Annotated in this window: 22 protein-coding genes; 10 read left to right on the forward strand and 12 right to left on the reverse strand. The window is 65.4% G+C overall.

The annotated features are described in order from the left end of the window. The first annotated feature begins 102 nt into the window (after nt 1-102). A complete protein-coding gene (locus E1956_RS36490) occupies nt 103-1,128 on the forward strand; it encodes a helix-turn-helix domain-containing protein (RefSeq protein ID WP_134759555.1) in 1,026 nt (341 codons plus the stop codon). An 80-nt stretch (nt 1,129-1,208) separates the two neighbouring features. Here the strand turns inward: E1956_RS36490 and E1956_RS36495 are convergent, their stop codons facing one another. The 4 genes from E1956_RS36495 to E1956_RS36510 form a co-directional block, all read right to left on the reverse strand. After that, complete coding sequence (locus E1956_RS36495; RefSeq protein ID WP_134758238.1) at nt 1,209-2,054, reverse strand: AraC family transcriptional regulator; 846 nt, start codon at nt 2,052-2,054, stop codon at nt 1,209-1,211. A gap of 107 nt (nt 2,055-2,161) precedes the next feature. Beyond that, the gene (locus E1956_RS36500; protein WP_134758239.1) at nt 2,162-2,899 is read right to left on the reverse strand and encodes an aldolase; all 738 of its coding nucleotides are present in this window, start codon (nt 2,897-2,899) and stop codon (nt 2,162-2,164) included. A gap of 192 nt (nt 2,900-3,091) precedes the next feature. After that, nucleotides 3,092-4,495 (reverse strand): GABA permease, encoded by a 1,404-nt coding sequence (gene gabP / locus E1956_RS36505; protein WP_134758240.1) that lies wholly within the window; start codon nt 4,493-4,495, stop codon nt 3,092-3,094. A gap of 429 nt (nt 4,496-4,924) precedes the next feature. After that, nucleotides 4,925-5,539, reverse strand: coding sequence for a TetR/AcrR family transcriptional regulator (locus tag E1956_RS36510; RefSeq protein ID WP_134758241.1), 615 nt, complete (start codon nt 5,537-5,539; stop codon nt 4,925-4,927). A gap of 81 nt (nt 5,540-5,620) precedes the next feature. On the opposite strand from E1956_RS36510, the gene E1956_RS36515 reads away from it, so the two are divergent. Beyond that, a complete protein-coding gene (locus tag E1956_RS36515; protein WP_134758242.1) occupies nt 5,621-6,748 on the forward strand; it encodes an MBL fold metallo-hydrolase in 1,128 nt (375 codons plus the stop codon). 165 nt (nt 6,749-6,913) lie between these two features. Here the strand turns inward: E1956_RS36515 and E1956_RS36520 are convergent, their stop codons facing one another. The 7 genes from E1956_RS36520 to E1956_RS36550 all read right to left on the reverse strand — a co-directional run bounded on the left by E1956_RS36520 (nt 6,914) and on the right by E1956_RS36550 (nt 14,798). Continuing rightward, nucleotides 6,914-7,450, reverse strand: a complete 537-nt coding sequence (locus tag E1956_RS36520; protein WP_134758243.1) for a hypothetical protein — start codon at nt 7,448-7,450, stop codon at nt 6,914-6,916. 104 nt (nt 7,451-7,554) lie between these two features. Next, on the reverse strand, nt 7,555-8,748 hold the full coding sequence (locus E1956_RS36525; RefSeq protein ID WP_134758244.1) for an aromatic ring-hydroxylating oxygenase subunit alpha: 1,194 nt from the start codon (nt 8,746-8,748) through the stop codon (nt 7,555-7,557). 40 nt (nt 8,749-8,788) lie between these two features. Then, nucleotides 8,789-9,592 carry a siderophore ferric iron reductase gene (locus E1956_RS36530; protein ID WP_134758245.1) on the reverse strand — a complete coding sequence of 268 codons (804 nt, stop codon included), beginning with the start codon at nt 9,590-9,592 and terminating at the stop codon, nt 8,789-8,791. Nucleotides 9,593-9,594: 2 nt separating this feature from the next. Further along, a complete protein-coding gene (locus E1956_RS36535) occupies nt 9,595-11,490 on the reverse strand; it encodes an IucA/IucC family protein (protein ID WP_134758246.1) in 1,896 nt (631 codons plus the stop codon). Between the two features lie 14 nt (nt 11,491-11,504). Next, nucleotides 11,505-12,149: a GNAT family N-acetyltransferase gene (locus tag E1956_RS36540; RefSeq protein WP_134758247.1), complete on the reverse strand. Its 645-nt coding sequence runs from the start codon at nt 12,147-12,149 to the stop codon at nt 11,505-11,507. Then, nucleotides 12,139-13,410, reverse strand: a complete 1,272-nt coding sequence (locus E1956_RS36545) for an MFS transporter (protein ID WP_134758248.1) — start codon at nt 13,408-13,410, stop codon at nt 12,139-12,141. Before E1956_RS36545 ends, E1956_RS36540 begins: the two co-directional genes overlap by 11 nt. After that, on the reverse strand, nt 13,407-14,798 hold the full coding sequence (locus tag E1956_RS36550) for a lysine N(6)-hydroxylase/L-ornithine N(5)-oxygenase family protein (protein WP_134758249.1): 1,392 nt from the start codon (nt 14,796-14,798) through the stop codon (nt 13,407-13,409). The genes E1956_RS36545 and E1956_RS36550 overlap by 4 nt, the downstream gene beginning before the upstream one ends. Nucleotides 14,799-15,347: 549 nt before the next feature. Here E1956_RS36550 and E1956_RS36555 point away from each other — a divergent pair. After that, nucleotides 15,348-17,588, forward strand: coding sequence for a TonB-dependent siderophore receptor (locus E1956_RS36555; RefSeq protein ID WP_418789355.1), 2,241 nt, complete (start codon nt 15,348-15,350; stop codon nt 17,586-17,588). A gap of 827 nt (nt 17,589-18,415) precedes the next feature. On the opposite strand, the gene E1956_RS36560 is transcribed toward E1956_RS36555, so the two are convergent. Then, nucleotides 18,416-18,934 (reverse strand): hypothetical protein, encoded by a 519-nt coding sequence (locus tag E1956_RS36560; protein ID WP_134758250.1) that lies wholly within the window; start codon nt 18,932-18,934, stop codon nt 18,416-18,418. Between the two features lie 304 nt (nt 18,935-19,238). Here E1956_RS36560 and E1956_RS36565 point away from each other — a divergent pair, with 304 nt between their 5' ends. The 7 genes from E1956_RS36565 to E1956_RS36595 all read left to right on the forward strand — a co-directional run bounded on the left by E1956_RS36565 (nt 19,239) and on the right by E1956_RS36595 (nt 26,066). After that, nucleotides 19,239-20,186: a DMT family transporter gene (locus E1956_RS36565; protein WP_134758251.1), complete on the forward strand. Its 948-nt coding sequence runs from the start codon at nt 19,239-19,241 to the stop codon at nt 20,184-20,186. Nucleotides 20,187-20,300: 114 nt separating this feature from the next. Continuing rightward, nucleotides 20,301-21,260, forward strand: coding sequence for a 4-hydroxyproline epimerase (locus tag E1956_RS36570; RefSeq protein ID WP_134759559.1), 960 nt, complete (start codon nt 20,301-20,303; stop codon nt 21,258-21,260). Between the two features lie 8 nt (nt 21,261-21,268). Then, nucleotides 21,269-22,459 carry an NAD(P)/FAD-dependent oxidoreductase gene (locus E1956_RS36575; RefSeq protein WP_134758252.1) on the forward strand — a complete coding sequence of 397 codons (1,191 nt, stop codon included), beginning with the start codon at nt 21,269-21,271 and terminating at the stop codon, nt 22,457-22,459. Beyond that, on the forward strand, nt 22,452-22,718 hold the full coding sequence (locus tag E1956_RS36580; protein ID WP_134758253.1) for a (2Fe-2S)-binding protein: 267 nt from the start codon (nt 22,452-22,454) through the stop codon (nt 22,716-22,718). The genes E1956_RS36575 and E1956_RS36580 overlap by 8 nt, the downstream gene beginning before the upstream one ends. Continuing rightward, nucleotides 22,715-23,983: an NAD(P)/FAD-dependent oxidoreductase gene (locus tag E1956_RS36585; RefSeq protein ID WP_134758254.1), complete on the forward strand. Its 1,269-nt coding sequence runs from the start codon at nt 22,715-22,717 to the stop codon at nt 23,981-23,983. The genes E1956_RS36580 and E1956_RS36585 overlap by 4 nt, the downstream gene beginning before the upstream one ends. A 135-nt stretch (nt 23,984-24,118) precedes the next feature. After that, a complete protein-coding gene (locus tag E1956_RS36590; protein ID WP_134758255.1) occupies nt 24,119-24,892 on the forward strand; it encodes an AraC family transcriptional regulator in 774 nt (257 codons plus the stop codon). A gap of 253 nt (nt 24,893-25,145) precedes the next feature. After that, a complete protein-coding gene (locus E1956_RS36595) occupies nt 25,146-26,066 on the forward strand; it encodes a dihydrodipicolinate synthase family protein (protein ID WP_028219825.1) in 921 nt (306 codons plus the stop codon). Nucleotides 26,067-26,084: the final 18 nt, after the last annotated feature.

The following is a 26,084-nucleotide window of genomic DNA, read 5'->3' on the forward strand; positions in this document are numbered from 1 at the left end:
ATCCCCGCATGGCCGCACGATCTGGCGCGGATATTGCATCTCCTGCGCGAATCGTTTCGACAGACAGGTTGCGCAAGGAGGCACCCCATGGTTCAGAACCCCATGGATCACACGGCCACGCCGTTGGAGCAGACGGCCGAAGACACGCGCCTGAGCGCGCAGGGTGCGCACGCGCCGGCGGGGCACGCCGTGGTGAGCGTCGCGCACGACGCCGATGAACAGGCACGCAATCTCGTCGGCTGGCGGCAGACCTACGACCAGCTCGCGGCGGGCCGCTTCGTCGGCACGCTCACCGAGATTCCGCTCGACACCATGAAGGTCTTCTGCGAGACCACGAGCCACACGCTGCGCCAGGCGTGCGAGGTGCGCGGCGACGCGTACTGGTTCGGCATTCCCGCCGCGCGCGACCGGCAGGCGCGCATCGACGCGCAGCCGTTCGGCGCCCAGGCGTTCGCCGTGCGGCCCGGCAACGTGGAATTCGAACTGGTCACCCCCGCGCAGTTCTCGATCTACGGCGTGGTGGTGCGCGGCGAGGTGCTGCGCCACTATGCGCAGACCGTCGAACGCATGCCGCTCGACGCGCGGCTGCCCGATACCCCCATCGTGCAGGCGGGCGCGGGGCGTCTCGCGCATCTGTGCGCGCTGCTCGCGCAGCGCCTGAGCGATGCGGATGGCACCACTCACGCGCTGGCGCCGCTTTCGGACTTCGCGCGCAACGACCTGCAGGCCGAACTGCTGGCGGCGCTGTTCGACGCATGCACGGCCGACGATGCCCAGGCGGACGCGAGCGTCGATCAAGCCTCGCGGCGGCGCTGGATCGTCGCGCAGGCGCGCGACTACGTGCTCGCGCATCGCTCCCGGCCCGTGGGCGTGCCCGAGCTTTGCGAGCAATTGCTCGTGAGCCGCCGCACGTTGCAGTACTGCTTTCAGGACGTGCTCGGCATGGCGCCCGCGACTTATCTGCGCGCGCTGCGCTTGAACGGCGCGCGCCGCGACCTGTGCGGGCGCGCAGCCGGCTCGGTGCAGGATGTGGCCGCCGCGTGGGGCTTCTGGCATTTGAGCCAGTTCGCGACGGATTATCGGCGCATGTTCGGCATGCGGCCCTCGGAGGCATTGCGCGCCGCTTGAGCGTATCGGGCGCCGCCGTGCAAGGAGCGGCGTGCGCCTTGCCTCAATACTCATTCCTCAATCGCGCCTTGCGCGCAATTTCATCCGGATACCTGAATATTTGCAGGGCGGGCCACGAACTTCCCCGGGCTCGTGCCCGTGAGGCGCCGGAACATCGCGATGAACGCCGACGAAGTCGCATAGCCGAGATCGAGCGCCACCGACTCCACGCTGCGCCCGGCCTGCAGGAGCGGCAACGCGCTCACGAGACGCAGGCGCGCGCGCCACTCGGTCAGCGACATGCCCAGCTCGCGCTGCGCGTGACGGATCAGCGTGCGCTCGCTCATATGGAAGGCGGCGGCCAGTTCGGCGAGCGGGCGGTTGTCGGCGGGATTGTCGTGGAAGACCTGGAGCACGGCGTTCAACTCGGGGTTGTCCGCGTGGGGCAGATAGCTGCCCGTGGTCGCGCAGGTGGAGAGCAGGTCCACCAGCACGCGCAGCAGGCGCGCGCGCGAAGGCGACTCGCTGCCGTCGTGTCCGGCGGGCGGTAGCGCGCGCAGATGATCGAGCATCGCGCGCACGAGCGGCGAGACCATCATCGCGCAGGTTTGCGCGGGCATCGCGGTGCACAGTTCGCGGCTGATATAGACCGAGCAGTGCACGGTCTCCGCATGATTGAAGCCGATGTGCTCGGTGCCGGGCGCGATCCACAGGCCCATATGCGGCGGCGCGAGAAAGTACTCATCGCCGGTCGTGACTTCCGTGATGCCGCTGAACGAATAGACGAACTCGCCCCACGGATGCCGCATCGTCGGATAGCGCGCGTGTGACGGCATGTGCTCGGTGCGGAAATAGACCGGCACGGGCAGCGTGCCGACGAACGGCGGCGGGCTCACGTGCTGCAGCACGTTGCGCGTATGGGCGGCGGGCGGGCGCGATTTCTGCATGGCGTGAACGGGGGCGAACAGGCGCGAGTTGGTGCGAATGGCGTACGGCGAGGGTGCGGCGGCCGCGTAGCAGGGCGCAAAGATCGAGCGCCCGGCCGCAGCTTCGATTATGCGCCGGCGGGGAGGGTTCTCCTCAAGGCAGCGAAGAACAACTCCGATTGCAATCGCTCGCTCTGCATCTGATTCGCGACCTTTTGCGCGAGGTCGGTCGCCACGGGCCGCAGCGCGCGCCCGGTCGAGCGTGCGAGCACCTGCGAGGCACAGGCGCGCTCGAGGTAGTAGAGATCGTCGAAGGCATAGTCGATGCGCTCGCCGCACACCACGACGCCGTGATTGCCGAGGAAGCCGATGTCCTTGCCAGCCAGCGCGTGCGCGATGCGCTCGCCTTCCTCGGGGCCGAGCGCGAGGCCGTTATAGTCGCGGTCCAGCGCGACGCGGCCGTGGTAGCGCATGGCATTCTGCGAGAGCGTGGTGTCGAGCCCGCAATCTTCGGTGAGCGTGAGCGCCGTGGCATACGGCATGTGGGTGTGCAGCACGCAGGTTTTCTTCGCGATGCGATGAATCGCGGCGTGGATGAACATGGCCGTTGGCTCCACTTCGTGCCGGCCGGCCACCACGGAGCCGGCCGCATCGACGATCACGATATCGTCGCCCTCCGCCTCGCTCCACATCAGGCCGCGCGGGTTCAGCAGGAACAGGCCATCCGCGTCGGGAAGCGCCACGCTGAAGTGATTGCAGACGCCCTCGCCCAGACCATAATGCGCCGCCGCGCGCAGCGCGAGCGCGAGATCGGCGCGCAGGACTTCGACGCCCGGATCGTGAAAAATGGCGGGAAGCTCGTTCATCCTCTCATCTCCTGTTCCAGGCAGCGCTATTCTCAGGTTTCGCGCAGAATCGTTGCGGCCTCGATGTGTCGCTGGACGTGCGCGTGGGGGCTTGCCCGACTGTATCCAGTGTCCTGGCTTGTGGCGCTGCTGTCCAGCCCCGCCGGGTTGCTGGCGGGGCTGGCAGGGTTGGCTTTCGCAGCCGGATAAGCCTTATTGAATGCGCGCCGACGTTTGCGCAGGCTGCATGTGCATCTGGCGCTGGCGATAGCGGCGGTTCAACCACGACGCCGCGACCACGCAGAGCGCGAGGGCGGCCGTTGCGCCGACCTCCATCCTGTGGTCCTGACCCACGAGCATCACGGTCAGCACGACGCAGATGAACGCGATGACCGCCCACGTCAGCCACGGAAAGCACCACATCTTCAACTGCAGGCCGTCTTTGGCGATGTCGAGTTTTGCACGCATCCGAAGCTGCGAGACCGCGATGACGAGATAGACGAGCAGCGCGATGGCGCCCGAGGTTGCCAGCAAGAAGCTGAACACTTGCTCAGGCACCAGGTAGTTCGCGATCACCGTGAGGAAGCCGAACGCAGTAGAGGCGAGCACGGCCGCGCGCGGCGTGCCCGCCTTGTCGGTCTTGCGCAGCAGCGCGGGCGCATCGTGCCGCACGGACAGCGAATAGACCATGCGCGAGGCCGTATAGAGGGCCGAGTTCAGGCAGCTTGCGACCGACAGGAGCACGACGACGTCGATGATCGCCTTCGCGTTCGGCACGCCGATCAATTCCATGGCGCGCTGATACGAGCCCTGCGACGTCAAGCCGGGATCGGTCCACGGCACGATCGCCGTGACGATGAAGATCGAGCCGAAATAGAACAGCGAAATGCGCCAGATGACCGAGTTGGTGGCGCGCACGATCTGCTGCCGCGGGTTATGCGACTCCGCAGCGGCAATGGTGACGATCTCCGTGCCCATGAAAGAGAACATCGTGGTGAGCATGGCGGCAAAGACGGCGCCTAGCCCGTTCGGCATGAAGCCGCCATACCCCACGAGGCGCGACGCGCCCGACACGCCCGAATGCGGCAGGATGCCGAGGATGGCCGCGCCGCCGATGCAGAGAAAGACGACGATCGCGACGACCTTGATCAGCGCGAACCAGAACTCGAATTCGCCATAGTTCTTGACCGAGAGGAGGTTCGTGACGGTCAGGATGAAGGTGATCCCGAGGGCATAGACCCAGGTCGCGATGGAGGGAAACCAGGTGTTGAGGATCGTGGCGGCGGCGGTGGCCTCGATCGGAATCACCAGCACCCAGAACCACCAGTACAGCCAGCCGATCGTGAATCCGGCCCAATGGCCGATGGCGTGGTCGGCATAGGTGGAGAACGAGCCGCTGTCGGGCTGCGCCGTCGCCATTTCGCCCAGCATGCGCATGACGAGCACGACGAGCGTGCCTGCGAACACATAGGCGAGCAGCGCCGCCGGGCCGGCTTCGGCGATGGCGTGGCCCGAGCCCACGAACAAGCCCGCACCGATCACGCCGCCAATCGACATCATTGTCACGTGGCGCTGCTTGAGTCCACTGCTTAATTTTGCGTCCTTCGATACCTGCATGTCGTCTCCATTGTCAAGCACTTGATTGCAGTACAACGCTCAAAGTCTCGTTTGCGCATGAAAGGGCGTCAAGGGTCAATCCATGCGCATTTGATAATGGCGCGGTTCCGCATAAAGAAAATGGCGGGATCGGCCATTTCAAGATCGCCCCGAGTGATGAGATCCGATTCGGGATGGCTTCGCATAGCACGATCGCGCCATCGTTATGCACGAAAGCGACGCCGCGTGCTCATTGGGTCAGAGCGCCAATCAGTTATTTCGGAGTGCAGATGTTTTGTGAGAAACATGGATCGTGCGGATCCTATGTTTTAGTCTTGCATCGGACCTGGGTTCGCTGCGGCATCGCTCGTCGGACCGATGCGTTACTCGCTGCCTGCCTGCTGTGTCGCCAAACGCGGGAACTCGGCGAAGCGCAGCGCTGAGCACGCGTTACGCGTAGCGCGCGAGAAACATGTCGGCGGCCGCTTGCGCGACTTGCTGCTGCTCGTCTTCGCCCAGCGGCGGCTGGCCCATCGTGATTTGCGGCCAGAACGCAAACGCCTTGACGAGCCCATGCAACTGCTGCGCGGCGAACAGCGGGTCGTCGACGTGCAGCCGGCCGTCGGCGGCCGCGGCGCGGATCCACACGGTCACGTCTTCTTCGCGCTGCCCGAGGCGCGCCACCATGTCCCGCGCGCGCTCGGGCGAGTGAATGCCCGCCCCGATTGCCACACGCGCAAGCGCGAGAAACGACTCGTCGGTCATGAGGCGCAGCTTGCGCAGCAAGATCGCCAGCAATTGCTCGCGCAACGGCTGCCCGGCCTGGTAGGCGGGCGGCGCGCTGCCCGCGCTCGCGTCCCAGAGCCGATGCAGGATGGCCGCAAACAGCGCCTCCTTGCTCGGGAAGTGGTTATAGACCGTGCGCTTCGAGACGTTCGCGCGGGCGGCGATGCGGTCCATGCTGGTGGCGTCGTAGCCGGCGGCGAGAAATTCCTCGATGGCCGCCTCGAGAATGGCGGCGCGCTTGCGGTCGGTCAGGCGTTGGGGGGAGGCGTTCTGATCCATACAAGAATTTTACACCGAACAGTTTACTTTTATCCAAAATAAACTACACTGTAGAGTCTACTTTTCTTGCCGGAAGACGCCATGGCATTGATCCCCGATTTTCTCGACCGCATGCTCGGATTCGCCGCCGCGCGCCGCTCGCGCGTCATGTCGGGCGGCTCGCCGCAGCACGACGGCACGCGTTTTCGCAATGTGCGTCCGCGCCCGGTGGAAGGGCTCGCGAAGGGCCTCAGCATCGCCTGGAACGTGCTGTTCAGGAAGCCGCAGGGCACGATGCCGGCGGGCGCGCTGCCCGTCGACGCGCTGAGCCGTGCCGACCTCGAAGCCGCGCCCGATCGCAGCCTCTACCGGCTCGGCCATTCGACGCTGCTTATGAAACTGCGCGGTGAGTACTGGCTCACCGATCCAGTGTTCGGCGAGCGCGCTTCGCCGTTCAAGCGCATGGGGCCGAAGCGCTTTCATGCACCGCCCATCGCGCTCGAGAACCTGCCGCCGTTGCGCGGCGTGATCCTCTCGCACGATCACTACGACCACCTCGACCGCGAGACCGTGCTCGCGCTCGCCGCCACCACGGGCGTGTTTCTCACGCCGCTGGGCGTGGGCGACCGGCTGATCGAATGGGGTGTCGACGCAGCGAAAATACGCCAACTCGACTGGTGGCAGAGCGTTGAGGTGGAGGGGCTGACGTTCACGGCCACGCCCGCGCAGCACTTCTCGGGGCGCAGTCTGTTCGACGGCAACAGCACGCTGTGGGCCTCGTGGGTTATCGCCGATGGCGATCTACGCGTGTTCTTCAGCGGCGATACGGGCTACTTCGAGGGCTTCCGCGAGATCGGCGAGCGTCTTGGGCCGTTCGACGTGACGCTGATCGAGACTGGCGCCTATGACTCGCAGTGGCCGTATGTGCATATGCAGCCCGAAGAGACGGTGCAGGCGCACCTCGACTTGCGCGGCCGCTGGCTCGTGCCGATCCACAACGGCACCTTCGATCTGGCGATGCACCGCTGGCAAGAACCGTTCGAGCGCGTGACGGGACTGGCGCTTACGCGTGGTGTGTCGCTGGCGACGCCGCGCATGGGCGAGCGGCTCGACCTGGCGGCGCCACATCGCGGCGAGCGCTGGTGGCGCGAAGTGGCGGAAGAGGCTGTGGGAACCGGGGGGCGCACGCGTGGATGGCTGTGCCGTGAGGAGGGCGAGGCGAATTCGTGAGGGGGCGCTTGCCTTCGTGATGCGTGGTCGGAGTTGGTCGACGCGCTCTGCACTGTATGGCGTAGCCGAGTCAGGTTTTCTCAGCCCAAAAACAAAGCCGCCGGCAAGCGCCGGCGGCTTCACAGACAACACGCATCAGGCGAGCCGTTGAGCAACCTCAACCTGTTACGCCTTGATCCCAGGCGATCGTGCCGGCGTATTCGCCGGCGCGACGGCCGGAACCGGGGCACGCTGCGCCGGTTCCACGATCACAACAGGGTCCGGCATCGCCCACAACGGCACCGCGAAGACCACGTGCTGCGGCGCCGGCACGGCAAACCCGCCTGCGAACGCGGCGTGCTGGAGCGCCATCATCTGCTGTTGCACGGCCATCATTTGCTGCTGCATTGCCACCATTTGCGCCTGAGCGGCCTGCATCTGCCGCAGCGCGATCGCAGGCGGCGCGCCACCCATGCTCGTCTGCATCTCGAAGCTGGCGCCGCCATGCGGGCTGTGCCAACTCCACGTGCTGACCTTCATCGGGCCTGCCACCGTGTTGACGACATGGGTTTCGGCCTTCACCGGCACCGCCTGGCCGTTGACGTTGACGAACATCGGCTGCGCGGCGTGCTGCGCATCCATTTGGGCGCTCGCCTTACCGGCAAGCGCCAGCACGGGGACGAGCGCCAGTGCGCCCAGTGCCAGGTACGAACGTAATCGCATTTTCGTGGCTCCTTCGATCGATACCGCTCGAATCAAAACGAAAGACTCATGCAACTCCCGGAGGGAGTCATTTTGGACTATGCGAGCGCAGGCTTAAGCCAGAATTAAAGCGCCGACCCCGCGAGCGCGCGCCGGTACCACGCATGGAAATGGCGCATGCCGTCCTCGAGCGGCGACTGATACGGCCCGGCGTCGCTCACGCCGCGCCGGGCGAGGCGAAGGCGCCCCGCGTCCATGCGCTCGGCAATCTCGTCGTCTTCGATCATCGTCTCCAGATACGCGGCGCGCTGGGCCTCGATGAACTCGCGCTCGAAGGCCGCGATCTCCTCGGGGTAGTGGAACTCGATCACATTGAGCGTTTCTTGCGGCCCCTTCGGATAGAGCGTGGAGACCACGAGCACGTGCGGATACAGCTCGATCATCTGGGTCGGGAAATACGCGAGCCAGATCGCGCCGAACTCGGGCGCCTCGCCGCCGCGATAGTCGAGCAAGCGGTCGTGCCACGCGCGATACACCTCCGAGCCCGGTTGCGCAAGCGCTGCGTGCACGCCTACGCGCTGCATGCTGTACGTATCGGCGAATTCCCAGTCGAGGTCTTCGCAGGTCACGAAGCGCCCGAGCCCGGGATGGAACGGCGCGACATGATAGTCCTCCAGATAGACCTCGATGAAGGTCTTCCAGTTGTAGCTGCAGGTGTGCGTTTCCACGTGGTCGAGCACATAGCCGGAAAAATCGAACTCGGGCCGCGCGAATACGCTGGCCATGTCGTGCGCCGGATCGCGTGGTCCTTCGTAGAGGAGTCCGTGACAATGGCGTAGCGCGAAGCGTTCGAGATTGCGGCAGGGTTTGCGCTCGAACTCGGGCGCACCGATCAGCTCGCCGCGCGCGTCGTAGGTCCAGCGGTGCAGCGGGCAGACAATGTTGCCGCCCGTCGCCGTGAGATTGCCGCGCGCGTGTATGGCGTTCACGGTTTCGCCGCCGTTGCCCGTGCCTGGCAGGCCTCCCAGCATCAATGCCTGCCGGTGGCGGCATACGTTGGAGAGCAGCTGCACGCCTTCGGCGCCACACGCATCGCGCACCAGGATGCGGCCGCCTTCGTCTTGCGGCAGGTGGCGCCAGTCGCCGGGTTCCGGCACTGACTGCGCGTGCCCCACATAAAGCGACGATTGTGCAAAGATGCGCGCCATTTCGCGCTCGAATAGCGCCTCGTCGAAATAGGCGCTGGCGGGCAGTTGCAATGGGCCCGCTGTCGCATCGGGCGGCGGGGCGAGATGCGTCAGGTTGCTGATGTCGTTCATCGATTGATTCCTTTCTGTTGGACGCCAGGCGCCGGCCTGTTCATGCTTCGAGCGCGGCGTCCCGTTCGGCATTCAGTCGCACGATGCGTTCGTGCTTCGCGAGCCGCGGACACGTGCTGCACATTTCGCCGTCGCGGCGGCGGTAGTGGTAGCAGCAGGTCTTGCGCTCGAGCGCGAGCGAGTGCGAGCCGTCGCTGCGTGCAAAGGCGAAGTAGCCGCCGCAGCCTTCGATATCGAGCGCGGCAAGCCACTGGCGGCCGAGCGCGTCCACCTGCGCGTCGCTCCACTCGGGCCGCATCTTGCGTGCCGCGAGCAGGGCGGCGAGCACCACGTCGGCTTGTGTCCCGCGCGCCGCAGCGGGATTCACGCGGATCACGGGCGTGAGGTCGGCGTAGATCTGGGCGCAGCACGCGGCAATCTCGCGCGCGGCGTGCGCGATCAGCCCTTCGGTATCGCCTGTGGTGGGCGCATGATCGGGCAGCTGTACCTCGCGCGTCCAGCCTTCGGAAACAGGTTGCGCGAGCGCGGCGAGCGAGAGCACGCGCTGCGCGGCATGCACGCCGATCACGCTGAGATACACGGGCTGCCAGATCAGGATGCCCCAGCAGCGCGACGCCCAGTAGGCGCGCCCAGCCTCGGGCCAGGCCCGGGACCAGTACGCGAAAAGGGCATCGAGCGCGGCGCGGTTGCCCTCCTCCGCGCGCGGTGCGGGGCATACGTACACCGGGTCTTGCACGGAATGAGCGGGTGGCGCTTCGGGTTGTGCCCGCACCACGCCGTGCAAGCCAGGCACGAGGCGTGCAGCGAGCCGCAGCATGTCCTCCAGTGCGCGGTTCGCCGTCATGCTTATGCTGCTACCGCTTCGACGGCAGCGCGCTTGCCTGCCGCGAGCAACGCCTGTTGGACGTCACGCCGCCCAGCGAGCGGGTTGCGCAGATTGCCCGCCATCTTCAGGTTGCCGGCGGGGTCGGCGAGATTGACCATCTGCAGGTTGTTGCCCAGTTGCAGGCGGTTCAGGCAGGAGTGGAGGAACTCGGGCGCGAACAGGTCGTAGTCGGCGAATTTCTGCGCAAGCTCCGGATGCTCGCTCTGGTAGCGCGCGATGCAGCGCGCCACGGCGTTCCAGAACACGTCCTCGCTGCAGCAGCCGTGCTCGACGAGAATCTGGTTCACGTAGCGGAAGAAACCGTCGAATACGTCGATGAAGATCGCCAGCAGCTTGACGTTTTCAGGCACGTCCACCGCAAGCCGCTTCACGCTATCGGGCAGTTTCGCGTCTTTATTGAGGATTGCAGATTCTTCCGCGATGTCCTTCATGATTGCGCGCACCGGCACGTGGTTTTCGAGCACGAGGATGAGGTTTTCGCCGTGCGGCATGAACACGAGGTCGTGCATGTAGAAACAATGCACGAGCGGCGCGAGGTAGGCCTCCATGTAGCGGTCGAGCCAGGCTTCGACGCCGAGCCCCGATGCTTCGATGAGCGCGGGCAGCAGCGCGCGGCCGTGGCGGTCCGTGTGCAACAGCGCGGCCATGGTAGTGAGGCGCTGGCCATCGCCGGCGAGCGCGAGCGGGTTCTCGCGCCACAACGCGGAGAACATCTTCTTGTAGGGGCTGTCCGCCTGCACGGCGGCCTCGTAGTAGCGGTTGCGAAAACCCATCGACGCCACTTCACGCAGGATCGTAAAGCCCTTGCTGCGCAGATACGGGTCGTTCTGAACCATGCCCTTGATGAAGTCGTTGATGGCGGGCGTGCCCGACATGTAGTAGGGCGAGAGGCCGCGCATGAAGCCCATGTTGAGGATCGACAGCGACGTCTTCACATAGCGCTTCGAGCGGTCCGAGACGTTGAAGAACGTGCGGATCGATTGCTGGGCAAGATAACGGTCGTCGCCGTAGCCGAGGCAGATGATGCGATTTGTCGCCACGTAGGGCGCGAACGCGATGGAGAGCTTGTTGAACCACTGCCACGGGTGCGCGGGCATCAGGCGATAGTCGTCGAAATCGCAGCCGCGCGACTCGACGATGGCCCGGTAGCGCGCAATGGTTTGCGCGCCGAGTTCTTCGTTCATGAGCCGTTCGTAGTCGAGGTCTTCGGCGCAATGAAACGCGGCGTTGTCCTTGTGCACGGCGAGCCAGATCACCTGGATGGCCGAAGCGGCTTCCGGCGCGAACGCGCGATAGTCGCCGGCGTCGAAGCCGAGCCGTCCGTTGTTGGCGACGAAGCCCGGATGCCCTTCGCTCATGGCGGTCTCGATGGCCTGGAAGTCGGCGCTCAGCAGCTCGAGCGTATCGGGGCCGGCCTTTAGGGCTTTGTAGGCCGCGCCGTAAAGCGTGCTGCTGATTTCGTCGAGATAGATCGGCAGCATCTCTTCCTTGATACCAAGACGCGCTTTCACGTCGAGAATGAACGCGAGCGCATCGAGCGGCTGTTCGGCGCCGCCCTCGGTGCAGACGATCGTCTCCGGGCGGATGCTCCAGTGGCGCAGCGCGAGCAGGCGCGCTTCGAACGTGTAGATGCGCGTGCCGTCGTCGGATTTCAGTGCGTAGCGCGCGTAGCCAACACCTGGGGCATCTCCGGTGCGCTGTGGCTCGATGATGAGTTCATGCGCGTACTCCGCGATGGCCTTGCGCACCAGCATGCGGTTCGCTGCGCGCCAAATTTCGGGCGTGAGATGCGCGGCGGCTTCAGGCGGCGCGAGCTGGATGTGTTGCATCGACGGTCGGGCGAGGAGTTGGGTCATGGTACGGCGTCCTTTTAGAAGTCCTGTTGAATGGCGGCGTAAAAATCGGCCCGCGTGCAGAACGCGAGCGAAGCAGTCTTTTCGCGGAACGGCACGTCTCTCGTGTAGACGAAGCCCATTGCGCGATTGAGCGTATGAATGCGGGTGTTGCGTGCATCGGGTTCCACGACGATGCGCTCGGCGGTCAATTGCTCGAACAGGAACGTCATGAGCGTGCGGAAGACGTGGCGCGTGTAGCCGGGCTCGGGCGTGCCGGCCGGCCCGACGAAGAGGTGCATGCCTAGGTCGCCCGCGAGTACCTCGTAGTGCTCGCCGGCTTCGTCGTGGGCCGGGTCATAGCTCTCGAAGAGGAAAGCGGGTGCGCCGTGCCGCAGGCCGAGCCAGGCCCGCGCATGGCCTGAGTCTTCGATGGCCCGATAGAACGCGGCCACTTCGCTCACGCTCTTCTCGCGCATGTTCCAGAACGCGGCGCGCTCTTCGACGAACCAGCGCTGGAGCGTGGGCGCGTCGCGCTCCGGATCGAGCGGGCGAATCTGGAAGCCGTCAAGGCTGGCGCAATGCGTTGCATGGCGCGCGCGGGTGGCGGCGGAGACGCGGCTGGCGGCGCGTGGCGGCGCTGAATTCAGCGCGATTTCTTCGGCAACAATGTCAGTTCGCACGGGCGGTGACTCCTGAGTCGGTGAGGTCGCGGGAATGGGCTCGCTCGGCGGGCAGGCGCGCCGGATCGGACACATCGGATACATCGGCACGCGGGCGATCGAGCAGCCAGGCGCCCAGCAACGCGGTGAACAGCAGACCCGCCGAAGCTATGAAGAACGGCGCGCGCAGTCCGGTCGTATCGACGATCGCGCCCGCCGCGAACGAAGCGAGCAGCACGCCCAGGTTCTGGAAGAAGTTGATGACGCTGTAGTCGGCGGCATAGGAGGCGGGCGTGCTCAGCGCGAACATCGTCACGTCGAGCTTCACGACGATCTGGAAGAGCGCCCAGCCGAATATCACCCGGCCCGCGACGATCGCGAGCGGCGCTTCCACGCCTTGCAGCAGCATGCCCGCGGTGCACAGCAGCAGGTTCGCGGTCATGTGATTGGGCAGCCGCTTGCCACGCGCGGCAAGGCGCTTGTTGATGCGCAGCGCGGCCAGCGCGACCATGCCGGGAATCGCAAACACGAGGCCCGAGGCAAGCTCGCTCGACGAGCCGGTCACGTCTTGCCAGTACGACGACATGAACGGCCGGATCAGATAGACGCAGAAGTCGAACGCGAGCATGAGCAGCGCGAGCCGCAAAATCGGCATGCGCTCGCGCAGGCTGGGGCGGACCGCATGCGCCGCGGCACCATTGGCAGCATCGACCCAAAAGCGGCAGCGCCGCGCGATGCCATGCGTCCGGATCAGGTGCATGCAGATCGCCATCTGTACGAAATCGCCGGCGGCCATCGCGAAGATGCAGTAATGCGCGTCCCACACCTGCATGACGAGGCCGCCCGCCACGGCGCCCGCAATCGCGCCGAAGTGCACGACCACGGAAAGCACGCCGATGGTATGCGCATGCGATGCCTTCGCTTCGAGCCGCATCATGTACGGGTACATCAGCAGATAGCTGCTCTTGCACATGAACATCGCGAGCGAGAGCACCCAGAAGAGCGGCACCGTGGCCGCGAAATAGCTCGCGACCGAGAGCACGCCTGCCGCGCACTGCGTGTAGACGAGCAGATGCATGGCGTCGAGGCGCTTCGCAATGCGTGCCCAGACGGGCAGCGTGAGCATCACGACGATGGAGATGCACGCCACGTACGCGCCCGCGTGCACGGGGCTCGTGACGCCGTAGCGTGCGGCGAAGAACTGCGGATAGAAAGGAATCAGGATCGCGTCGCTGACGACGGCGAAGGTCGTCATCAGGATGATGGTATTGCGCAGATTCATTGCGTCTCCAGCGGCGCTTTCACGAACGCTTCCGTATCGGGCACCGAGAAGTCCTGCAGCGCGATGCGCCGCTCGATCTTGTAGTGCTCCACGCCGGTGAGCTCGCGCAGGATGCAGGAGTTGCGATAGCAGCTCATGCCCAGGTCGGGATTGGTGAGACCGTGGCTGTACAGGCCGGCGTTCTGCACGAAGATGTCGCGTTCGTTCACGTCGATCGCGTAATTGCGCGAGAGCCGGTAGCGGCCTTTGTCATCCCAGCGGATGCGCTCGCGTATGCCATCGATGAATCCCGGCACGTTCTGGCCATAGCCGGTCGCGAAGATCGCGCCGTCGGTCGCATGCGTGTACTGCACGCCTTCGTCGCGCTGCTCGAAGCGCAACTGGAAGCGCGCTTCGTTGCGGTCGTAGTGGCAGCCTGTGAGTTCGGAATTGGTGATGAGGCGCGCGGGATTGCCGCTGCAGCCCGCGCGGCTGCGCCGGTCGTCGAGCAGGTCATAGATCTGGTTGATGAGCGAGGCGTTTACGCCCTTGTAGAGGCTGTCCTGCCTCGCGATGATGCCCTCGCGCACGCTGTCCGGCAGGTTGTAGAAGTAGTCGATGTAGTCGGGCGAGATCATCTCCAGCGTGAGCTTGGTGTTCTCCATCTGGAAGAAGCGCGGCGAGCGCGTGATCCACGTGAGCGCATAGTCGTGCTCGTCGCTCTCCTTGAGCAGGTCGTAGAAAATCTCGGCGGCGCTCTGGCCGCTGCCGATCACGGCAATCGAACGCTTCTTTTGCAGTTCGCGCTTGCGGGCCACATAGTGCGCGCTATGAATGCAGTGCTCGCGCGCCTCGTCGCAGCACGACGGCAACTGCGGCACCGAGCCCACGCCGATCACGAGACGCGCCGCGCGGTGCACGAACGGCGCGCCGGTCCGCACGTGGCGTCCACGCACTGCGTAATGGCCTTCGCCGCCGTCGCATTCCACGTATTCCACGCTCTCCACGAGCGAGCCGAACGCGATGCTCGAAAGCTGGCGGATCGCCCATTTGCAGTAGCGGTTGTATTCGGCGCGGCTCAGATAGAAGCGCTCGCGAATGTAGTACGCATAGAGCTTGCCTTCCTGCTTGCAGTAGTTGAGGAAGCTGAACGGGCTCTTCGGGTCGGCGAGACTCACGAGGTCTGCGAGAAAGGGGTTTTGCAGCGTGGTGTCGTCGATCAGCATGCCGGGATGCCAGTCGAAGTCCTCGTTGCGTTCGAGGAACAGACCGCGCAGGTCGCGGATTGGCTCGGCAAGACACGCGAGACTCAGGTTGAACGGCCCGAGACCGATGGCGATGAAATCGAGCACGCCGGAGCCGGGCGCGGGCCGTGAATGGGCTTTCGGTTTGACATTAGGTGTACTCATGATTGAGTTTTCACTCGGGCCGGACAGGACCATGTTGCGATACCTCATCGATGGACGAAGACGGGAAGGACAGTCACAAAGCCGACACCGGTGCCGGGCGCAGGAAACGTTTGCCCGAGCCGGCGTCTGAACGATGTAAATGAGAACGATTCGTGTTTGCGAATCATAGGAAACTCAATCGGTCATGGCAAGGGCGAAAAGCGAGTTCTTTAGGATGTCAAACGAATGCGTTGATCCATCAGGCATGAAGCACCGTCACCGCGCAGGGTCCTGAAAGCCCGAGCGCACCGGCACGCGAGCGGGATCGACCGCACTGCGCCCGGGGCATGCCAGCGAAGCGTCTTCGGTCGCTTTTTTATGAAAAATCTTCATACGAAAGACCCTGCGGCCGTTGGGGAGATTGACACGACGCCGGGCAAGCCAACCTGACGAATTTATGCGAGACGCTTTCAAAAGGCGAAAGCCTTTGCTAAGATGCCGCCCGATATGTAATGCGAATGAGTCGTATTTATATTACGGGGCGAGAGGCGCCCCCCAACTCTGGCCGATATGAAGAACCAATCAACCACACGCCATACGGGGCGCAGGCTCCACCGTCCAGTGCGGATTGCCGCCTGGCTTGCGTTTGCCGCCGCGGCCCAGTCCGCCTTTGCCCAATCCGCAGCTGGTGAGGGCGCCGCCGCGCAGGCGAAGCCCACGAGTGGAGCCGCCGCCGCGACGCCCGGTGGGGCAGCATCAGGCACGGCATTGTCCGCTGGCGAGCAGTCGCTGCCTGCCGTGAAGGTGAACGCCGCCGCCGAGACCGACTCACCGCTGCATCTGGAGACGCCGGTGTCCAACGGCGCGCTCGGCACACGCTCGCAACTGGACACGCCATTCTCGACGACGGTGGTCACAGGCGAGGATCTGGCCGACCGCCAGGCGAACAAGCTCGGCGACGTGTTCGCCGGCGACGCCTCGGTGTCCGACAACAGCAACGCCTATAGCGCGTGGGCCACCTACATCACGATTCGCGGCCTGCCCATCGACTGGCAGAACGGCTTTCGCATCGACGGCAATCCGTTCATTTCATACGGCATTACGATGCCCTACGAGAACCTCGAGCGCGTCGAGCTGCTCAAGGGCCTCGGCGGTTTCATGTACGGCTTCGCGCAGCCGGGCGGCATGGTCAATTACGTCACGAAGAAGCCGGGCCAGGACCCGGTCACGAGCCTGGACCTCGGCTACCGGATGGATGGCGTGCTCTCCCAGCACGTCGACCTGAGCCGCCGCTTCGGCCCCGATGGCATGTTCGGCGCGCGCATCAACTACACGCACGAGGCGGGCAAGACCTATAACGCGGGCGACATCAACCGCAACTCGCTGGCGCTCGCGCTCGACGGGCAGCTCACGCGCGACTTGCAGGTCTACTTCAACGCGATCTATCAGCAAAGCCGTTCGAGCGGACAGACGCCGGCCATCTACACCGGCAGCTACACGGCCACGAGCCTGCCCGCGACGATCAGCGGCGGCACCAACTGGCTCGCCGGCACCGACCAGCATCTGAACACCAACTTGCAGCTCTACACGGCCGGCGTCAAATACCAGATTGCGCCCGACTGGACCTTCAATACCTCGGCGAGCTACAGCAAGTCGACGCGCGACCGCAACGAGAGCACGCTGACGCTGCTCGATCAGGCGGGGAACTACACCGATAACCGCTGGAACGGCGACGAAGGCCATCAGGACATCTACTGGCAGGGCACCTTCGAAGGCAAGGTGAAGACCGGGCCGCTCACGCATCAACTGGTGTTCGGCGCGGCGGTCCAGCATCAGACCAACGACTACGGCACGGCGGAGGGCACGGTCATCACGACGCTCGGCGAGGGCAATCTCTACGAGCCTAACCCGTTTCGCTATTACTCGGGCAGCGGCCTGCAGAAGTACCGCGCGAGCGAGATCAACCAGAAGTCGCTGTTCGTGAGCGACACGGTGGAGATAACGAGCCGCTGGTCGGTGCTCGCGGGCCTTCGCTATACGAATTACGATCAGGAGTCCTTTGCGGAATCCGGCGCGACCACGGCGGCGTATGGGCAGAACGGCGTTATCACGCCCACCTTTGCGCTCATGTACAAGCTCGAGCCGCAGACCACGCTCTATGCGAGCTATGTGGAGTCGCTGGAGCCGGGGCAGATCGTTTCGGATATTTATGCGAACGGCGGGTCGGTGCTGCGGCCGCTGCGCTCGCGCCAGTATGAAGTGGGCATCAAGAGCGAGCATGCGCGCTGGAGCGCGAACGCGGCGCTGTTCCGCATCGAGCGCGGTGCGAGTTACGCGAACAGCCAGAACGTGCTTACGCAGGATGGCGATTCGATTTACGAAGGTATCGAGGCGGGTGGCAGCGTGCGCCTCGGGCGCAGTTGGCAGGTGTCGGGCGATGTCATGCTGCTCGATACGTGGTATGCGAAGGGGCAGCAGTATAACGGCCAGCGTGTGGCAGGTGCGCCGCAGTTTGTTGCGGCGGGGCGTGTTACTTATGACGTGCCGTTTGTGCCGGGGCTGCGGTTGGGTGCTGATGCGAAGTATACGGGTAACACTGAGGTGCGTCCGGCTGGTAACCTGGAGACGGGGGGTTATATGCTCGTGAATGTGGGCGCGAATTATATGACGCGCATTGGTGGGCATGATGTGACGCTGCGGGCCGCTATCGATAATATTACGAATCGTAGGTACTGGATGTTCCAGTACGATAACTATATTGCGCCGGGTGATCCGCGGACCGTGAGTTTGAATGCCAAGATTGATTTTTAAGTGAAGTATTGATGGGTGGGTGGGACGCTTGGCGCGTTGGCCTTAACTTGGATTCGCGGCGGGCCGCGGGCGTTGCCCCTGTGCGGGGCGGCACCTACTTTTCTTTGCAGCCGCAAAGAAAAGTAGGCAAAAGAAAGCGGCTCACACCGCCAGTGTGACGCGGTCCACCACTGCTCTTCTTATCGGAGCGGCTCCGGGGCATCCGTCACCTCGCACACTCCGCGTTAGTGACAAGGGGCTCATCCTTCCCGCCACGCGCTACGCGCGGGCGGAAGGGTCTGCAAGGAAAACCGGGCGGGCGGGCCGGCGATTGCGCTAGGGGCGCCACCCGGTAAATGCGCGGCGGTGCTAACCGGTAAACGCGCCGGGATGCTAGCCGGTGAATGCGTTGGGGTGCTAACTGGTGAATGCACAGGTGTACTAGGTGGCGAATATGTGGGCGAGTTGCCGAGTAAATATATTTGAGCGCAACAAATGCGTGTACATCCCACTGGTTTTGGATATGCCCCACGGCGCGCGCAGCGCCGCCGGATGGATGAGCCCTTAGTCACTCTGCTATACGCCCAGTGATGACAGACGCCCCGGAGCCGCTCCGATTTACAGGGCAGTGGGGGACGGCGTCACACTGGCGGTGTGAGCCGCTTTCTTTTGCCTACTTTTCTTTGCCGCGGCAAAGAAAAGTAGGTGCCGCCCCGCACAGGGGCAACGCCTGCGGCCCGCCGCGAAAACAAGTTAAGGCCAACACACGAAAACGGGCAATGAGCACGAAACAGAGCGCCCGAACCAGAGCCCCCGAAACCGGGCCAGGCAGGCCCAAAAAACCGCCCTCAAAATCCCCGCCGAACAGAAAGCGTCGCCCCCGTACTATGCGAATGCAGAATCGCAACACGCGCGGTAGCAGAAAACACCCAATCATCGACATTCAGCGACAACCGCCGCTGCGGTTGCGCACCAATCGTCAAAGTGGTGTCCGGCAACTGGCTGATCGTGAGTGCCGGCACAGGCGGCCCACCCAGATGGAGTTCGCTGGAGGTCTGCTGCGGCACCGGGCCCGGCGTTGGATCCGCTTTCCCGCCACCGAACCGAAAGTCATGCGTAACCTGAGCGCTATAGAAGTTCGTCAACTGCGTATCGAAAGGCGCATGCTCTTGCGCCTGATACTGGAATTCATAGCGTTGCAGATAGTTTTGAGGCCCGGGAATGGGCGCGACGATCTCCACGGGCATGGGGGCAATGCTCGCGACCGTCATCTCCTCGGGCGCGTCCGCGATCGGACCGTCCGCGAGCGCATACCCGCTCAGCAGGAGACAGATTGCACCGACAATCCTTTCGTTCAGGCACGCCATGGACATGCCTCCATTGAAGGAATGGAAACGTCACGCTACGGGATGTTTTGTCTGAACAGACCGCTTTTGTCGCTGCACTTGCACTCACACATTCTAGACAGTCAATCGCGACTTGCTATGTAAATCTATGCGTGCGTGCATATACAGAACCAGCCCACACATACAGAAAACGGCGCGCGAAACACCGGGCGCCAGCGCGCCCCTCTGGCGGTCTGTCGCTATCGGTTGTCAGTTTTGCGCTATATGACTTGAACGTGACGCGGGAATACTACGTCGGTCAAGAATGAAACTCGGCGGGTCCGGAATGAGAAAGCATGTGGATGGCGCGGCAATCGCCATTATGGTGACGCTGTGTCTGATCTGGGGCTTCCAGCAGGTGGCGATCAAGTCGGTCGCCGGCGACATCACGCCCATGATGCAGGTGGGCGTGCGCTCGGGCGGCGCGGCGGTGCTCGTCTGGCTGTTCAACCGCTTGATCGCGCGCGAGCGCTGGCTGCCCGGCCTCGCGCTGCGCTCCGGGCTCGTGGTGGGCGTGCTGTTCGCGCTCGAATTCCTGTTCGTGGCCGAAGCGCTGCGCTGGACCAACGCCTCTCACGTGGCCGTGCTGCTCTACACCGCGCCCATGTTCGCGGCCATAGGCCTGCATCTGAAGCTGCCCGACGAGCGTCTAGCCCGCCTTCAGTGGGTGGGTATCGGCCTCGCGTTCGCAGGCATCGCCGTCGCCTTTCTCGGGCCGGCGCTCGTGGGCGGGGGCCGCGTGGCGGGCGCCAACTGGCTGCTCGGCGACTTCATGGCCCTGTGCGGCGGCGTGGCGTGGGGCATGACCACGGTCGTCGTGCGCACCACCCGCTTGAGCGAGGCGCCCGCCACGCAGACGCTCTTCTATCAGCTCGCGTGCGCCTTTCTCCTGCTGATGCCGTTTGCGTTCGCCACCGGCCAGACCCGGTTTCACGGCGCGCCGCTCGCGCTCGTGAGCCTCGTCTTCCAGACCACCGTGGTGGCTTTCGTGAGCTACCTCGTCTGGTTCTGGCTGCTGCGCCGCTATTTTGCTGCGCGCCTTGGCGTGCTCTCGTTCATGACGCCGCTCTTCGGCGTGGCGATGGGCGTGATGCTGCTGCGCGAACAGGTCGACGCGGCCTTTCTCGCCGGCTCGGCACTCGTGCTAGTGGGTCTCTTGATCGTGAACGGCCAGGCGTGGCTGCGCCAGTTGTTCGTGCGCGGCGCCCGCGCGGAGGGCGGCGCGGGCGTCTGAGCCTTGCGGCCGGGAATACCCGGAGGAGTTCGGGCAGGTCCGGCGCGCGCTATGCCGAAATCGTCACCGCCGTTGAGCCGTTCGAACAAGACGGCCAGACGGGCGAGACCTACGATTGTCGGCATGAAAACACTCACCGTAATCGACTCCCATACCGGCGGCGAGCCCACGCGGCTCGTGACCGAAGGCGGCCCCGAGCTCGGCCGCGGCCCGCTCAGCGAGCGGCTCGAGATCTTCCGCCGCGACTTCGACCGCGTGCGCGCCGGCATCGTCAACGAGCCGCGTGGCTCTGACGTGATGGTCGGTGCGCTGCTGTGCGAGCCGCACGACCCAGGCTGCTCGGCAGGCGTGATCTTCTTCAACAACGTGGGCTTTCTCGGCATGTGCGGGCACGGCACGATCGGCCTGATCGTGTCGCTCGCGCATCTGGGCCGCATCGCGCCGGGCGTGCACCGCATCGAAACGCCCGTGGGCGAAGTCGAGGCCGAGTTGCACGCTGACCGCAGCGTGACGGTGCGCAATGTGCCCGCGTACCGCTACCGCCAGGGCGTGCCGCTCGACGTGCCCGGCCTCGGGCGCATCCATGGCGATATCGCCTGGGGCGGCAACTGGTTCTTCCTCGTCTCCGATCACGGCCAGCAGCTCGAATTCGCCAATGTGGAGTCGCTCACGGAAACGTCGTGGGCCATTCGCCAGGCGCTCGAGGCCAACGGCATCACGGGCGAAGGCGGCGCGCTGATCGACCATATCGAGCTGTTCGCCCATTCGGACCAGGCCGGCATCGACAGCCGCAACTTCGTGCTGTGCCCCGGCAAAGCGTACGACCGCTCGCCGTGCGGCACGGGCACGAGCGCGAAAGTCGCGTGCCTCGCGGCCGACGGCCTGCTCGCGCCGGGCGCGAAGTGGCGCCAGGAGAGCATCGTCGGCAGCGTGTTCGAGGCGCGATACGAGACCGGCGCGGACCTCGCGCCCGGCTGCGTGCGCCCGAGCATCCGCGGCACGGCGCACGTGAGCGCGGAGTCCAAACTGATCTTCAGCGACGACGATCCCTTCGCCTGGGGCATTCGCGCGTGACGAAGGCGATGGCTTCCTGTCCCGATGTGATCGTGGTGGGTGCGGGCATCGTGGGCGCGGCGTGCGCGTACGAGCTCGCGCAGCAGGGCGCCGACGTGCTCGTGCTCGAACGCGCGGGTGTGGGCGGCGGCGTGAGCGCGGCGGGCATGGGGCACCTCGTGGTGATGGACGATTCGCCCGCGGAGTTCGCGCTTTCGGCGTGGTCGCGCGAGTTGTGGCTCGATCTCGCGCCGCGTCTCGGTGAGCGTGAGGCCTTCGTGCGTTGCGGCACGCTGTGGGTGGCCGCCGACGACGAAGAATTGGCGCTCGCGCAGACGCGCCAGCAGGCGCTCGTGAGCCAGGGCGTGGCGTGCTCGATGCTGGACGCGCAACAGGTGCGCGAGGCGGAGCCAGCACTGCGCAGAGACTTGCAAGGAGGCATGCTGATTCCCGACGACGGCGTGGTCTACGCGCCCGCTGTCGCCGCATGGCTGCTCGCGCAGCCGGTGAAAGGGCGCCTGACGTGCAGGCCCCAGACGCAAGTCGCGCGCGTGGACCGCGCGGGCGTGGTGCTGGCCGATGGCGAGACGCTTGCCGCCGGCGCCGTGCTGATCGCCAACGGCCTGCAGGCCGCCGAGCTGCTGTCCGGCCTGCCGATGCAGGCAAAGAAAGGGCATCTGCTCATCACGGATCGCTATCCGGGCACGGTGCGCCACCAGGTGCTCGAGCTCGGCTATATCAAGAGCGCGCACAATGCGACCGGCACTTCGGTGGCGTTCAACGTGCAGCCGCGCCCCACGGGGCAATTGCTGATTGGTTCGTCGCGCCAGTTCGACAGCCTCGATCCCGCCGTGGAGCCGGCCATCCTCGCGCGCATGCTGCGCCGCGCCGCCGAGTATCTGCCGGAGCTGCCGTCACTCAATGCGATTCGCGCCTGGACGGGCTTTCGGCCCGCCACCACGGACGGCCTGCCGCTCATCGGCCCCGCCGCGCAGTTTGCCGACGACGCCTCCCACCCATCGACGTGGCTCGCAACGGGGCACGAGGGGCTGGGTGTGACCACCGCGCTGGCCACGGGCAAGCTGATCGCCGCGCAGATGCTTGGCGTGCCGGACATATTGCGGATCGACGCGAGCCCGTATTTGCCGGCGCGTTTTTCGACATACGCAGCGGCACCGGCCACCACGCGTGGCGCGTCGACGGGAGCCACGCATGTCTGAGACGATTACACTCAACGTGGATGGCCGCAGCGTCAGCGTGGCGCGCGGCAGCTCGGTCGTGGCAGCCGTTGCGCTTGCAACGAGTCATGCAGGTCTCGTCACGCGCCGCTCCGTGAGCGGTGCCTTGCGCGGACCCTTGTGCGGCATGGGCGTGTGCCAGGAATGCCGCGTGACGATCGATGGCGTGCGGCATCGGCTGGCCTGCCAGACCCTGTGTGCGGAGGGCATGCAGGTGGTCACGGGGAGAGCCGCCGAATGAATTTCGATATCCTGATCATTGGCGCGGGCCCGGCGGGGCTCCACGCGGCGCGTGTGGCGGCGCACGCGGGCGCGCGCGTCGGCATCGTCGATGACAACGCCTTGCCGGGCGGCCAGATCTGGCGCCAGGGCCCGCAGCATCGGCCGGCCGGCCGCGCGCGCGAGGCCATCGAGGCGCTCGCGAAATTGCCCAATGTCTCGCGCATGAGCAGCACGCGCGTCGTGCAGGCCACCGGCGCGCGGCAGTTGCTGGTTGAAGATGCGGCGCGCGGCTATACGGTCGATTACGGCAAGCTCATCGTGGCAACGGGCGCGCGTGAGCGTTTCCTGCCGTATCCGGGCTGGACGCTGCCGGGCGTCACCGGCGCGGGCGGCCTGCAGGCGCTCGTGAAGGGCGGCATGCCGGTGCGGGGCGAGCGCATCGTGATCGCGGGCACGGGGCCGCTTCTCTGGGCCGCCGCCGTCACGGCGCGCGTGCATGGCGCGCGCGTGGCGGCGATCGTCGAGCAAGCGCCGCCGCATGCGGTGCGTCAGTTCGCGGCCGGGCTCGTGGCGACGCCCGCGAAGCTCGTGCAGGCGCTGCGCATGCGCCTCGATCTGCGCGCCACGCCGTACCTGTGCGGCGCGCACGTGGTGGCGGCGGGCGGCGAGACGCAGGTGACGCACGTGCGGATTCGCACCGGAAGCGGGGAAATGCGCATCGACTGCGACCGCCTTGCCTGCGCTTATGGACTCGTGCCGAATACGCTCGTGGGCGCCGCGCTCGGATGCAGGATCGACGAATTGCAGGGCGTGGCCGCCATCGCCGTGGACGACTTGCAGGCCACGTCGCTGGCCGATGTCCATGCGGCGGGCGAATGCACGGGCGTGGGCGGCATGGAGCTGGCGGCCGTGGAAGGCCGCATTGCGGCGCACGCGGCGCTCGGCGAGGACGCGCAGGCACGCACGCTGTTCGCGCAACGCGCGCGCTATCGGCGCTTTGCCGCGCGCATGCACGAAGCCTTCGCGCTCGATCCGCAATTGCGCACGCTCGCCGCGCCGGACACGGTGCTGTGTCGCTGTGAAGACGTGCGCTTTGGCGACGCCGCACAATATCGCTCATGGCGCGACGCGAAGCTGCAGACGCGCTGCGGGATGGGGCCGTGCCAGGGCAAGATCTGCGGCGAAGCGGCGGCATTCTGCTTTGGGTGGCCGCGCAACGGCCAGCGCCCGCCGTTCTCGCCCGCGCGTATCGGCACTTTGCTCGAAGCCGAGAGCGCGGCATAACGGAAGGCCTGTGCATCTGCACAGACATTGGGCGGCAGCGCGCGAATGCCGCCGCCGCCCGATTTTCTTTCGGGGATACGCAAGCATGCACTGCAAAGGCATAATCGAGCCGATTCCGACTCGTCACGCCTTGCGATGCCTGAACTGGTTCTGCCCACCGCCAACGAACACACGACGCTGCCGCAGATGGTGGCGCACTTCTCGCTGCTGGAGCCGCTCTTCGACGCGATGCCCGACGTGGTCTTCTTCGTGAAGGACGACAAGGCGCGCTATGTGATTGCCAACGCCACGCTCGCCGCGCGCTGCGGCTTCAAGGACAAGCGCGCGCTGCTGGGCAAGACCGCGGAAGAAGTCTTCCCGAGGCGCTTCGGCCGCATCTACACGGAGCAGGACGAAGCCGTTGTGCGCCTCAACAGCCGGCTCATCGACCAGCTCGAACTGCATCTCTACCCGGGGCGCCAGCCGGGCTGGTGCCTCACCTCGAAGGTGCCGCTGCACGACGCGCAAGGGCGCGTGCTGGGCGTGGCCGGGATCTCGCGCGACCTGCAGGCGGCCGAGGGCACGCACCCCGCGTATCAGCGCCTCGCCATCGCCGCGAAATACATCCAGGACAACTATGCGCAGCCGCTCAAGCTTTCGCACCTGGCCACGCTCATCGACATGTCGGTGGCGCAGATCGAGCGCTACTTCCACAAGATCTTCCACCTCACGCCGCGCCAGATGCTGCTGAAGACGCGGCTCGACGCCGCCTCCGAGCTGCTGGCCGGCGACCTTAGCATCACCGACATCGCCACGCGCTGCGGCTATAACGATCACAGCGCATTCACGCGTCAGTTCAAGGCGACCGTGGGTCTGACGCCGAGTCAATATCGGGCGGTGCTGCACCCGCAACCGGGCGACGCGGATTAACCGGGCGGGCTGGCGCGCTGGCCGACAGGCCGCAATGCTCTGCGCAAGCAAGATTCGCGCGCGAATATCCTAGGGTTGTCCCGGATACGGTTCACATGCACGTCTCACGCGTTCGCGCTGGCGTGCCCCATTGTGCCGATTTCGTCTTTTTGAGTCGCGAAAGCCCCCAAGCTTTACGCCTGCTGGATAGCGATACTTCTTCACATCGCCACACCGTGTTGGCGCGATTCATTCAACGAAGGAGATTGTCACTGTGAGCCGCAACGCGATCCAATGGAGCGGGGTGTTTCCCGCCGTCAGCACCCAGTTCAAGCCGGACTTCTCGGTCGATATCGATGCGACTCACCGGGTGGTGAGCAACCTCGTCAAGGACGGCGTCTCGGGCCTCGTGGTGTGCGGCACGGTGGGCGAGAACACCTCGCTGAACACCAGCGAGAAGCTGGCCGTGATCGAGGCCGCGCGCGACGCGGCGGGCGGCAAGGTGCCGGTGATCGCGGGCGTGGCCGAGTTCACCACCGAGTTCGCGCGGCAGACCGTGCGCGAAGCGCAGCGCGTGGGCGTGGACGGCGTGATGGTGATGCCGGCGCTCGTGTACTCCGCCAAGCCGCACGAGACGGCCGCGCACTTTCGCGCGGTGGCGTCGAGCACCGACCTGCCGGTGATGGTCTACAACAACCCGCCGATCTACAAGAACGACGTCACGCCCGACGTGCTGATCGCCATTCAGGATTGCGAAAACATCGTCTGCTTCAAGGACTCCTCGGGCGACACGCGCCGCTTCATCGACTTGCGCAACGCCGTGGGCGACCGCTTCGTGCTGTTCGCGGGCCTCGACGACGTGGTGGTCGAGAGCATCGCGGTCGGCGCGGAGGGCTGGGTCTCGGGCATGTCGAACGTGTTCCCGAAGGAAGGCGAGACGCTGTTCCGCCTCGCCAAGCAAAAGCGTTTCGATGAGGCGCTCGCGCTCTATCACTGGTTTATGCCGCTGCTGCACCTCGACGCGCGCCCCGACCTCGTGCAATGCATCAAGCTGTGCGAAGAGCTCGTGGGCCGCGGCAGCGCGCTCACGCGTCCACCGCGCCTCGCGCTGGAAGGCGAAGCGCTCGCGCATGTGAAGGCTGTCGTGGAGAAGGCGCTCGCGACGCGCCCGCAATTGCCCGACGTGGGTCTGTAAAGCCTGACTTCCCATTCG

Source organism: Paraburkholderia pallida (assembly GCF_004524855.1).
GTDB lineage: Bacteria > Pseudomonadota > Gammaproteobacteria > Burkholderiales > Burkholderiaceae > Paraburkholderia > Paraburkholderia oxyphila.